We start from the raw sequence: 12,587 nt of genomic DNA, 5'->3' as shown, positions 1-12,587 counted from the left end.
GCCCGTTCGGCAAGCTCACGGCGAGGAGCGGCCTCGCTAAACTGGAGACTCATGCATGTCGCTTTTGATTCGTGGCGGAACGATCGTCAATGCGGACAGCCGGTTCACCGCGGATATTTACGCCGAGGGCGAGACGATCACGCGCATCGCATCGTCGATCGACCCGGCGTCCGTCAAGGCGGACGAGGTCATCGACGCGACGGGCAAGCTTGTTTTCCCGGGATTTATCGACCCGCACGTGCATATCTACCTGCCGTTCATGGGCACGTACGCCAAGGACACCTATGACTCCGCCTCGCGCGCCGCGATCGTCGGGGGGACGACCACGCTGATCGAGATGATCTGTCCCTCCCGCTCGGAGGAACCGGCGGAGGCGTTTGAACTATGGGACTCGAAGGCGCGCGGGCTGTCGGCCTGCGACTGGACGTTTCACATGGGCGTGACGCGCTTCGACGCCGGCGTGGAGCAGCAGCTTCGCAAGATCGTCGAGGCGGGCGTGACTTCGTTCAAGGTGTTTCTCGCGTACAAGGGCGCGTTCGGCGTCGAGGATCACGAACTGTACGACACACTGCGGTTGGCGAAGGAATTGGGCGTCGTGGTCACGGCGCACTGCGAGAACGCGGAACTGGTGGCGAAGCTTCAGGCGAAATTGCTGGCCGAGGGGAAGACCGGACCCGAGTGGCACGAGCCGTCGCGCCCGGTGCGCGTCGAGGCGGAGGGCGTGCATCACTTCTGCACGTTCCTTGAGATGACCGGCGCGGCGGGGTACATCGTGCACACCTCCTGCCGCGACGCCATCGAAGCGGCGCTGCCCTTCCGCGCGCGCGGCGTCGATGTGCAGATCGAGACGGTGATTCCCTACCTGACGATGGACAGTACGTTCGCCGAGCGGCCGAATTTCGAAGGGGCCAAATATGTGATGAGCCCGCCGATCCGCGCCAAGGAGCATCAGGCGTATCTCTGGCACGCGCTGGCGAACGGGACGATTGCGACGGTGGCGACGGATCATGCGCCCTTCGATTTCGCCAAGCAGAAGGAAATGGGCAAGCCGCCGGCGAGCGACTTTACGAAGATCCCCAACGGGATTCCGTCGGTCGAGCATCGCATGACGCTGTTGTGGGCGCACGGCGTGAGCACCGGGCGGATCGACATGGAGCGCTTTGTCCAAGTCGGCGCCACCGCGGCGGCGAAGCGCTTCGGGCTTTATCCGCGCAAAGGCGTGATCCAACTCGGGGCGGATGCGGACATCGTGGTGTGGGATCCGAATTATCGCGGGAAGATCAGGGCCAAAGACCACCTGATGGCGACGGATTATGACGGGTTCGAGGGGTACGAACTGACGGGTCGGCCGAGCTTCGTGAGCGTGCGGGGCAAGGCGTCGGCGAGAGACGGAAAGTTCATCGGCACGCTCGGTCACGGCAAGCGGATTCTCCGGAAGCCGGGCTGATTTTGCAGCGCACAAACACCTTCCATAAAATGCTTTACGACGCACAGCCCGCATTGCTCAATACATGATTTTCGAATTCTGTGGGGGCAATCAGGGCGTGGGCGGACCATACTCTGGTAAGCGTCTTTGCGCCGAGATGGAAAATTGGTTCGCATGCCTGACCGCACCGACAAGCCGCACGATCCCGACCCGCGGGCGGATTTCGTTTCGCTCTTTTCGCGCGATCGCGATCGCATTTTCAGTTTCATCTTTTCGATGGTGCATCGGTTCGACGATGCGGAGGATATTTTTCAGCGGACGAGCGAGGTGCTCTGGCGCGAGTTCGATCAGTTCGACCGCTCGCGCGACTTTGTCCGATGGGCCAACGGGATCGCGTTCAACCAGGTGCGGAACTTCCGCCGATCGCAGCAGCGGGATCGTCATGTATTCGGCGACGGGCTGGTGGCTCAGATCGCGCGATTCGAGGAGTCGCACAGCGAGGAGTTGGATCATCGCTGGGCGGCGCTGCAGAAATGCTTGAACGGGCTGCGCGAGCCGGACATGAAATTGATCCAGGCGTTCTACTCGACGCAGGCCACGGCCGCGGACCTCGCCGCCGAGTCCGATCGCTCGCTGCGGTCGATCCGCAAGGCGATTCATCGCATCCGCACGCAACTGCTCGACTGCGTTCAGCGCCGCATCCGGGAGGCCAACCCGTGAGTCACGAATCTGAAAAGATCGGGACGCCGACGCCCTCGGAACTGCTGCGCGACATCGCGGCCGCGGTTGATGGCACAGCGGATGCGCCGACGCTCGAGCGGCTTGAGCGCGTGCTGATGACGGATGCGCAGGCGATGATGCTTTATCGCACGTTTGTCATGATTCACTGCCGTCTGCGTTCGGTCGGCCGCATCCGGGCGCATTCGATACATACGGTCACGGCGACGCCGGCGCGGTCGAAGTTCAACTGGCGATATGCGGCGGGTTTGGCGGCGGCGCTGGCGATATTGATGAGTCTTTGGTTCACCGTGCGGCCGCCGACGGGCGGATCGGATCGCGCGGCCGGGCCGGCGGGTCCGAAGCGTGGCGTGGCGCTATTGACCAATACGGAAAATGCGGTATTTGCCGATGATTTCGACCAACTGGAGCTCGGCGGCGCGCTGGAGGCCGGGCCGATCCGGCTCGTGTCGGGGACGGCTCAGATCATGTTCAAATCATCGGCGGTCGTCGATCTGACCGGCCCGTGCGAGTTTGAAATGACGGGCAACAACAGCGGCAAGCTCACCGCGGGGCGGCTTGAGGCCTACGTTCGCCCCGAGGCGCGAGGGTTCGCCGTCGATCTTCCCGGCGGCGCCCGCATCGTCGATCTGGGCACACGATTCAGCGTGAAGATCGACGCCCTGGATGGAGCTGCGATTCGGGTGATCGAGGGTTCCGTTCGCCTCAAAACGAAGACCGACGCAACCGTCCTCATCGCCGGTCAGACCGCGCAGCTCCATCAGGGCGTCGTGGCCCGCGTCACCACCACCCCGGGTCTTCCCGTGCAGGCCGGGCTGACGCTTTGGCTCAGCGCCGAGCATGGCGTTGAGACCGACGCCGGGGGCCGGGTCGTGCGATGGAACAATCGCGCCGCGTCCGGGCAACCCCCCGCGTTCGCCGCGCCTCCGTCCGTCGCTCCGCGCTTTGCCGCCGCCGCGATCGCCGCGCGGCCCGCCGTGCGATTCAACGCCGACGGGTCCGCCCTCTCCACAGAGCCCTTCCGCCAATCGCGCAGCCAGACGATTCTCGCCGTCCTGCAGAATCGTCATCCCCAAGTCGCACAGACCATGATCTGGAACAGCAACGGCCCGCCCACGGTTGCTCTACAGATCGGCCTCAACGCCGTCGCTCGTATCTGGGATGGGCAAAAGAATCTCCGGAGCGTTTCGCTTCCGCTCGATCGCCCCGACGCCCCGATGCTCCTCGCGCTCGTCATCGATGATCAGACCCGCACGCTCAAGCTGTGCGCCGCCGGCCAAACGCAGGTCGCTGCCCTTCCCGACGTCACATTCCCGGACACTGTCGCCGCGTTCATCGGGTCCCACCCCACGGGCGCCGCGCCGTTCGATGGCGACCTCGCGGAACTGCTGCACTTCAGCCGCGCCTTGAACGACGATGAATTGAACGAACTGATCCATCACTTTCAAAACCTGTATTCGCTGAACCAAGGAGAGACCCCATGAAGAGGCAACGCTTGTTCATCCTGGCCGCCTGTGCGCTGATGTTCGGCGCTCCCGCCGCGCCCGCCGCCACGCTGCTGGCCCATTACAAGATGGACGAAGGCGCCGGCACCACCGTCGGTGATTCCGCCGGCACCCCTCAGAACGGCGTCTTCGTCAATACGCCCAACTGGTCCACGAACGTCGCTCCCGTGCCCAGCGGATCGACCCGTTCGCTCAACTTCGACGGCGGGACCAACGGGGCCGGCGACTACGTGAACCTCTCGCCCATCAGCGAACTACAGATCAACGGCAGTTTCAGTCTCTCCATCTGGGTCAATGTCGATTTTGTTCCCGCCGGCTCCGGGGCCGCGGAACTCTTCGGCGTCTATCAGGTCGCCTCGCCGTTCGAGCACAATTATCTGCTGCGCCTCTATGAGTCGAGTCATGCGCTGGCCGGCAAAATCGGTTTCATCTCGCGTGACGACAGCGGCGACACCGTCATTCTCGACGATACGGCCGCCGAGCCGCTGGATGTCTGGATCCATTTCGCCGTCACCTTCGACGGCACGACCGGCCAGACCCTCCTCTATCGCAACGGCGCGGTCATCGCCACCGGCACGATGCCCAACACGCCCGTCGCCATCAACACGGCTCAGACCGCCGCACGTCTGGGCGGCCCGGGCACCGGCACCACCGGGCAAAGCTTCGATGGCCTGCTCGACGACGCCCGCATCTACACCGGTGTCCTGACGCCTACCGAAGTCGGCGTCCTCGCCGGCGTCATCGTGATCCCCGCCCCCGCCGCGCTGCCCGGGGGGCTTGCGCTGCTCGCCCTGACCACAGCCAAGCGCCGCCGTCATCATTAACCCCGAGGCCCGCGGCATGCCGCCGTGGGCTTCCCCGTGGAACGTCCCATGCGCCGACATGGTTTCACACTGATCGAATTGCTCGTCGTCGTCACCATCATCGCGCTGCTCATCGCGATCCTTCTGCCTTCGCTCAAACAGGCGCGCATCACCGCTCGGCTTGCCGTCTGCGCCGCAAATCAGAGACAGATCGCCGTTGGCGCGATCAGCTACGGCCTCAACAATCGTGGCATCATGATGATCACGCGCAAAACGCCCAACGCCGCCACCGGCCGCAATCCCGAATACATCAACACCATCCAGACCGACGACACCGGCGAGTGGTCCGTGCATCGCATTCAACCGTATTTGAGCGGCTTCGACATCCCCAACAAGGTTCCGCGCGGCGTGCTGATCTGCCCTTCCGTCGATCGTGACTTTTATCGGGAGCTGGCCGCGACGCACTGGGTCACCCATCTGACCGACGGCTATCACTTCACGCAGTTGTCCTACGCCTATTTCGCCGGCGTCGATCGCTGGAGCCCCGCGGAATATCACAATGGTGCTGAGCGGCAACTGTGCGATTCGCGCGGCGGCGGCTCGGCGCAATTGCTCACCAGCGATGTGCTCATGCCCAACACCAGCACCGGCCTGTTCCGCTACAACCACGGCCGCGAGGGCTGGGCGTGGAGCTACCATCCCAACAATACCGCCGGCGGCCTCGAAGAATACGCGCCTCCCTCGATCACCGGCCTCAATCAATCGTTCGGCGACGGCAGCGTGCGATGGAAAGACGCGGGCCAGATCAAGACGCAGAAAATGTTCAACGTCGCCACGTATCCCGACGGCTGGGTCGACCGCGCCATCGGCTCACCCATGTACTACTGACCAAAGCGGGAATTGCCTGATGCGTCATCTTGCGGCTGCATTGCTGTGTCTTCTCACGTCGAGCATCCTCCGCGCCGCCGAGGCGCCTATCGATGCGCCGCCGCGTCAGCCCAATATCGTGTTCTTCTTCGTCGATGACATGGGCTGGCAGGACACGTCGGTGGCGTTCTACAAAGAGCGGACCGAGTTGAACGATCGCTACCGCACGCCGAACATGCAGACGCTCGCGGACGGGGGGATGATGTTCACGCAGGCGTATGCGTGCTCGCTGTGTTCGCCGTCGCGCGTCTCGCTGATGACGGGGGCGAACGCGGCGCGTCATCGGGTGACGAACTGGACGCTGCGCGAGAACCTTTCGCCGGATCGTTCGCTCAAGGGCATCGAACTGCCGCAGTGGAACCGCAACGGGCTCGCCCCGGTCGGCGGACCGACGACGCCGTTGACGTACGCGGCGGTGACGCTTCCGCAACTGCTGCGCGAGGCGGGCTACCGCACGATTCATGCCGGCAAAGCGCACTGGGGCGCGGAGGGCACGCCCGGGGCGGATCCCTTGAATCTCGGATTCGACGTCAACATCGCCGGTCACGCCGCCGGCGGGCCCGGCAGTTATGACGGGCTGCATGACTTCAGCGCCGCGTGGCGCAAGGGCGATCGGATCTGGGATGTGCCCGGCCTCGACAAATATCACGGCAAGGACATCAACCTCACCGAAGCGCTGACGATCGAAGCCCTGGCCGCGATGGACAAGGCGGTCGCCGATCACAAGCCGTTCTATCTGTATCTGGCGCATTACGCCGTGCACGCGCCGATCGAAGCGGATCGTCGCTTCGTCGAGAAGTATCGTGCCGCGGGCCTCAAGGGCTCACAGGCCGATTACGCGTCGATGATCGAAGGCATGGACCAATCGCTCGGCGACGTGCTCGCGCATCTCGACAAGCTGGGCATCGCGGACAACACCATCGTCGTGTTCATGAGCGACAACGGCACGATGGGCGCCTTGCCCGGCCCCAAGCCCCTGCGCGGGCACAAGCTCGATCCCTACGAAGGCGGCTCGCGCGTCCCGCTCATCGTCCGCTGGCCCGGCGTGACGAAACCCGCATCGAAATGCGAGCAGTACGTCATGATCGAAGACCTCTTCCCCACGTTCCTCGACATGGCGCACGTCCCGATCCCCGACGCCGCCAAACCCCGTGTCGACGGCCTGAGCTTCGTTCCTCTGCTCCGCAGCGAGACCATGCCCGGCGCCGACACGCGCCCGCTCTACTGGCACTTCCCGCACAACTACGTCGATCCGCCCTTCAGCGCGATCCGTGTCGGGCCATGGAAACTCATCTATCATCACACCAATCGCGTCATCGAGCTTTTCAACCTCACCAGCGACATCGGCGAAGCCCACGATGTCGCCTCGCAGAACCCGCAGATCGTCGCCCAACTCGCCGGCAAGCTCGGCAAATATCTCCGCTCCGTCGGCGCGGACATGCCCATCGACTCTTCGACGCAAAAGCCCATCCCCTGGCCCGATCAGCGTTGAACCGCCTCGGTCTGATCGTGCGGGCGGGCGTGAACGGCATCGCGTCGGAAGATATGATGACACGTGCAAGCGGCGGCGGTTCCGTTCGGACCTGTTCCTCATTGAAGTCGAAGGCGAACATGGGCAGATCACTCCTTTGCGCGACGGTCGGCTTTGTGTTGATCCCCTGGGCGATACTTGAAGCGGGCGACTGGCCGGGGTGGGGCGGACTCGACCTGGGGCGGAACATGGTGTCGAGCGAGACGGGGCTGCCGCAGACGTTCAAGCCGGGCGAGAAGTCGCCGACGGGTCAGGGGATGGAACCGGGCACGACGGAGAATGTGCGCTGGGTCGTTCGCCTCGGCACGCACATGTGCGGAAATCCGTCGGTGGCCGGCGGCCGGGTGTTCGTCGGGACGGACGATGCGAGTCTGCAGGACGACCCGCGCCTGAAGCGCACGCGCGGCGGCATGGTGTGGTGCCTTGACGAAATGACCGGGCGCACGCTCTGGCGATTGCCGGTGCCGGTGAGACCCAAGGACCTGCTGCCCGACAATGCGCACTACGGTCAGCAGAACCTGGGCGTCTGTTCATCGCCGACCGTCGTCGGTGATCGCGCCTACGTGATGACCAGCGCCTGCGAGATTCTTTGCCTGGACGTGCAAGGACAGGCCAACGGCAACGACGGGCCGTTCACCGACGAAGCCCACTACATCGCCGGCGCCCACAAGCCGCCCGTCCCGCTGGATAAGTCCGATGGCGACATCGTCTGGAAATACGATCTGGTGGATCAACTGGGCGTGTGCCCGCACGATGTGGCGGCGTGCTCGGTGCTCGTCGACGGACGCATCCTGTACACCGTTTCCGCCAACGGCGTCAATCATGACCATACATTCTGCCTCCGCCCCGATGCGCCGAGCTTCATCGCGCTCGATGCGGTCACAGGCAAACTGCTCGCCACCGATACGGAGGATTTGGGGCATCGGATGTGGCATTGCCTCTGGTCGCCGCCGACGATCGGGGTGGTGAACGGCAGGAAGCTTGTTTTCTTCGGCGGGGCGGACGGAATCTGTTACGCCTTTGAAGCGCTCGAAGATGTGCCTTCGGAGCCGATCCATTTCAAAAAGGTCTGGTCCTACGATTGCGATCCGCCGTCGTACCGCGATCCGCTCGGCGACGGCAAGCCCTTCAACTACTACATCGGGGACAAGCGCAAGAAGTACACCACGAACCGGGATGACGGCAGATTCCTCGGACCCAGCGAAATCATCGCGTCGCCCGTGTTTCATGACGGACGCGTCTACTGCACGATCGGACAGGACCCGTCGCACGGGCGAGGCCGCGGCCTCCTGCATTGCATCGACGCCGCCAAGACCGGCGACATCACGCACACCGGCTGCGTCTGGACCTATGACGCGCTGGAGCGCAGCATCTCCAGCGTCGCCATCAGCGACGGTCTGCTGTACGCCGCCGACCTGGCTGGTCACATTCATTGTCTTGACGTCGAAACCGGCAAGCCCTACTGGGTGTACGACGCGCACGCGGAGACGTGGAGCACGCCGCTTGTCGCCGACGGCAAGGTGTTCGTCAATACTTCCAAAATGCTCATCGTTCTCAAGGCGGACAGAGAGATGAAAGTGCTTTCGGAAATCGCCCTCGGCTCCGCGCCGTACGCCACACCCGTCACAGCCAACGGCTCGCTCTTCATCGGGTCGCAGAATTATCTGTGGGCGGTGCAGAAAGGCGCCAAGGCGATGACCGATTCGGTCAGCGCGGGCCGGTAAGAAAAGCGGCGGACTTCCGCCTCGGAACGTCAATCAGAAGACGCATTTTCATGGCTTGACCGGCTCGTGCGCGGCCGCTTCGATGCAGATCAGATGATGCACCCCGCGCACGAACATCCGGCTCTGCGCGAAGGCCGGGCTGGCGAAGACTTCTTCGCCAAGCGTCGACCGCCCGAGCTCTTTGAACTGCGGCGCGGCCTCGACAACCATCAGCGCCCCGTGCATCGTGACGACGTAGAGCTTATTGCCCGCAATGCTCGGCGACGCTTTGCACGCGTCGCCCAGATCGTGTTCCCAATGTTTGCGGCCGGTCTTCGCGTCATAGCACGTCAATATGCCCGGCGTATTGACGACAAAGACGCATTGACCATCGCTGACGGGACTGCTCACATCGGGGATGTTGTCCTCCGCCTCCCAGCCCAGGTGCGTCCCCGTCACATCGCCCTGTCCGTCCGGGCGGATGGCCTGAAGCTTGACCGTCGGGCTGACGACGAAGAGCATCCCGCCGCGGAAGATCGGAGAGGGCGTGACTTCGCCGTCGAGACAGTCGGCGCGCCAGATTTCCGACCCGTCCGACGATGCATATGAAATGACCCACGGCACGCCCAGCGTGACGATCTGCGACTTTCCCGCGGCGTCGAAGACAATCGGCGTGGCCCACGAGGTGCCGACGGGCCGGGGCTGTTGCCAAACGACCGTGCCGGTCGCGCCGTCGAAGGCGTAAAGCTTGCTGAGCTGATCATCCGGATCGCCCTGATCGAATTGAACGATGACGCGGTCCCGCCAGGTCACGAGCGACGTGGCGAACCCATATGGATTCTTCGGAACGGCCACGCGCTTGGACCAGACGACCTTGCCCGACAGATCGAACGCCGCCAGAACCCCGTTGGCGAACATCGCATACACGCGAAGCCCATCCGTCGCTGTCGTCGCCGCCGCCATGCCCGACTCGTCCGGCGCCTTTTCCGGCTCGGCGGCGTCGCCGACAATCTTCGGCACGGCGCTGCGCCATGACACGGCGCCCGATCGCGTATCCAGACACATGACCGCGCACTGCGATTCGTCGCCGCCGGAAACGAACAGCCGATCGCCCCATACGATGGGCGAACTGAATCCGCTGATCGGCACTTGGGTGATCCATGCGACATTCCGTCCTGTCGCCGGATCGCATGTCACAGGGATGTCGCCGGGCGCGTAGACCCCGCTGCCGTCGGGCCCGCGAAAACGCGGCCAGTTCGCGCCGTATTCCTGCGGTGTAGGCAAGTCCCCCGCGAGCGCGACGGTCGTGAGCGCCGACCCGACCGCGATCAACACGGCCCGATCAAACATCGGGCGCAACGCCGCGACGATTTGATGGAGGGCGGATTTGTTCATGGATCAGCGTCTCCGGGAATGGGCGCGATCACCCGCGACCATTGTAGTTGCATCCGCCGGGCATTACGCTAGGGTTCAACGGTTCGACCCGACGCCATGATTCTTGACGGAGCAACAAAGTGCGTTTGCGCCGGAAATTAGAAGCTGTCGCGCTTTGCGTGATGGTCATGTGGTCGACGGCCGGCGTATCGGCGGCTGATATTCGCGATGCCATCGACTGGCCGACGTTCATGTCGCGGCATGACCTGGTGTGGGACGAACTGCCGAGCAAATGGGAACAGGGTGCCTTTCTGGGCAACGGGCTGTTGGGATTGATGATCTATCAGCCCTCCAAGCCGCCCGGCGGGAGCATCTTTGGTTTCGACTACCGACCGGAGGAAACCGATGCGCTGCGACTGGACTTGGGCCGCAGCGATATCCTCGATCATCGCAAGGGCAGCGATCCGCTGACGGATCACGCGCGACTGCCGATCGGGCATTTCCTGATCACGCCGGTCGGCAAGATCACCGGCGGCGACATGCGGTTGGACCTGTGGAACGCCGAAGCCCGGGGCCGGCTCATCACTGATCGCGGTGAGATCAGATGGCGTGCGTTCATCCCGTCGCAGCGGGATGTCATGGTCGTCGAATTCGAACCCGACCAGGGCGAGCGCGATTGTCGATGGGATTACGTGCCGGCCATCTCCGAATCGCCGCGCGTGTATCGATCGAAGCCCGAGGGCTACGGCCGCCGGCGCCCGCAGGACAAGTACCCCGCCAATCCCCCGGCCGAACTCTCGACGCGCGGTGCCATTCAATTATCGCGCCAGCCCATGCTCGCCGGCGGCGACTATACGACCGCATGGAAGACCCTCGCGGCGAGCGGCAACCTGCATCGCATCTACATCGCCATCGGCTACAACACGCAGGCGTCGAGCATCGACGAAGCGACGGACGCGATCGCGCGGGCCGAGCGCGTCAATTTCGACGAGCTTGTCGAGGATCATCGACGGTGGTGGCACGACTATCTGGCTCAGAGCTTCGTGAGCATTCCCGATACGCGGCTCGAGAGCTTTTACTGGATTCAGATGTACAAACTTGGGGCGGCGACGCGCGACGGCAAGCCGGCGATGGATCTGATGGGCCCGTGGTATCGCAATTCGATCTGGCCGGGCATGTGGTGGAATCTGAATATTCAACTGGCGTACTACCCGGTCTACACCGCCAACCGCCTGAACATCGGGCAGTCGCTGGCGGACCTCATCGACGACAACACGCCGCAGCTCATCGCCAACGCGCCCAGGGGCAAACCGACGAACGGCGCTTTCGCCGGCGTTGATTTCGGTCCGTATGAAGGCCAGATGGCGCGCGTTGCACGCATCACGAGTTCGACGGACCTTGCGGGCGGAATGTTCAAGGGACAAAGCGGCACCGTCGAAGTGGCCAACCTGCCGTGGGCCATGCACAACTACTGGCGGCAATGCCGATACGCGGCGGACGATAACCGGCTGCGCGAGAAGATGCTGCCGATGCTGCGGCGGGCGATCAATGTCTACCTGCCGATTCTTGAAAAAGACGAGCACGGCGCGTATCACATTCGCCCGACCTACTCGCCTGAACTGACATTCGGGCCGGATTGCAATTACGACATGGGCGTATTGCGGTGGGGCCTGCGCACGCTGATCGCCGAATCGGTGCGCCTCGGCATCGATGACCCGCAGCTGCCGCAGTGGAAAGACATTCTCGCGCATCTGGCCGACTACCCCGTGGATGACAACGGCTTCATGATCGCCCGCGATGTTCCCTTCAAGGGCGGGCATCGTCATTACTCGCATTTGCTCATGATTTACCCGCTGTATCAGGTCAACTGGGAGCAACCGGATCAGCGCGAGCTGATTCAAAAGTCGGTCGACCATTGGGCGTTCGGCGCCAAGGCCTTCGCCGGTTACTCCTACAGCGGCGCCGCGTCGATGTACGCCTCGATGCATCAGGGCGACAAGGCGATTGAGTATCTCAACGGTCTGATCGACCGCACGCTCACGCCCAACACGATGTACATGGAAGCCGACAGCCCGGTGATCGAATCGCCGCTGTCGGGCGCGGCGTCGGTGCAGGACATGCTGCTGCAGAGTTGGAGCCAGTGGGCCGACGATGCGGATCATCCGGCATGGGTGTCGACGATTCGCGTCTTCCCCGGCGTGCCGGAGGCATGGCGCGACGTGGCCTTCGCAGACCTGCGCGCCGAAGGCGCGTTTCTGGTCAGCGCTTCACGCACCAAAGGCAGGACGCAATGGGTGGCGGTCAAGAGTCTGGCCGGCTGGCCGTGTCGAATCCGGCCGGGACTTGACGGGCCGATCCGCGCGATCGATGCCTCGCTGAATGACAAGATTCATGGTCTGGGCGACGGGCTGTACAAGATCGACCTGACCCGCGGCGAAACGATCATTCTCTTCAGCGGCCCGACGCCGCCCGATCTGAACCTGCAACCCGTCCAAGCGGACGGCGGGCCGATCAACTTCTTCGGCTCGTGCGCGATGACATCCAAATAATCGAATCTTCCAGGGACGACGCTTCAGACGT

9 protein-coding genes are annotated in these 12,587 nt (G+C 63.6%); 8 read left to right on the top strand and 1 reads right to left on the bottom strand.

Annotated elements, in window-relative coordinates; all coding sequences use genetic code 11:
• Nucleotides 1-55 precede the first annotated feature (55 nt).
• The 7 genes from hydA (at nt 56) to GC162_14545 (ending at nt 8,654) form a co-directional block, all read left to right on the top strand.
• Entirely contained in the window at nt 56-1,447 is a 1,392-nt protein-coding gene (gene hydA, locus GC162_14575; GenBank protein ID MBI1369866.1) for a dihydropyrimidinase, read from the top strand.
• Nucleotides 1,448-1,600: 153 nt separating this feature from the next.
• The gene (locus GC162_14570) at nt 1,601-2,146 is read left to right on the top strand and encodes a sigma-70 family RNA polymerase sigma factor (GenBank protein MBI1369865.1); all 546 of its coding nucleotides are present in this window, start codon (nt 1,601-1,603) and stop codon (nt 2,144-2,146) included.
• Nucleotides 2,143-3,648, top strand: coding sequence for a hypothetical protein (locus GC162_14565; GenBank protein ID MBI1369864.1), 1,506 nt, complete (start codon nt 2,143-2,145; stop codon nt 3,646-3,648). Before GC162_14570 ends, GC162_14565 begins: the two co-directional genes overlap by 4 nt.
• A complete protein-coding gene (locus GC162_14560; GenBank protein ID MBI1369863.1) occupies nt 3,645-4,493 on the top strand; it encodes a hypothetical protein in 849 nt (282 codons plus the stop codon). Before GC162_14565 ends, GC162_14560 begins: the two co-directional genes overlap by 4 nt.
• 48 nt (nt 4,494-4,541) lie before the next feature.
• The gene (locus GC162_14555; protein MBI1369862.1) at nt 4,542-5,360 is read left to right on the top strand and encodes a prepilin-type N-terminal cleavage/methylation domain-containing protein; all 819 of its coding nucleotides are present in this window, start codon (nt 4,542-4,544) and stop codon (nt 5,358-5,360) included.
• 19 nt (nt 5,361-5,379) lie between these two features.
• On the top strand, nt 5,380-6,891 hold the full coding sequence (locus tag GC162_14550; protein ID MBI1369861.1) for a sulfatase-like hydrolase/transferase: 1,512 nt from the start codon (nt 5,380-5,382) through the stop codon (nt 6,889-6,891).
• Between the two features lie 53 nt (nt 6,892-6,944).
• Nucleotides 6,945-8,654, top strand: coding sequence for a PQQ-binding-like beta-propeller repeat protein (locus GC162_14545; protein ID MBI1369860.1), 1,710 nt, complete (start codon nt 6,945-6,947; stop codon nt 8,652-8,654).
• A gap of 48 nt (nt 8,655-8,702) precedes the next feature.
• Here GC162_14545 and GC162_14540 read toward each other — a convergent pair whose 3' ends face one another.
• The gene (locus GC162_14540) at nt 8,703-10,028 is read right to left on the bottom strand and encodes a PQQ-binding-like beta-propeller repeat protein (protein ID MBI1369859.1); all 1,326 of its coding nucleotides are present in this window, start codon (nt 10,026-10,028) and stop codon (nt 8,703-8,705) included.
• Nucleotides 10,029-10,195: 167 nt separating this feature from the next.
• On the opposite strand from GC162_14540, the gene GC162_14535 reads away from it, so the two are divergent.
• Nucleotides 10,196-12,556, top strand: a complete 2,361-nt coding sequence (locus GC162_14535; protein MBI1369858.1) for a hypothetical protein — start codon at nt 10,196-10,198, stop codon at nt 12,554-12,556.
• The last annotated feature ends 31 nt before the right edge of the window (nt 12,557-12,587 follow it).

It is taken from the genome of Planctomycetota bacterium (assembly GCA_016125255.1).
GTDB lineage: Bacteria > Planctomycetota > Phycisphaerae > Phycisphaerales > Zrk34 > RI-421.
The sequence above is the reverse complement of the archived record's forward strand: the minus strand, read 5'-3'. Positions and strand labels throughout refer to the sequence as shown.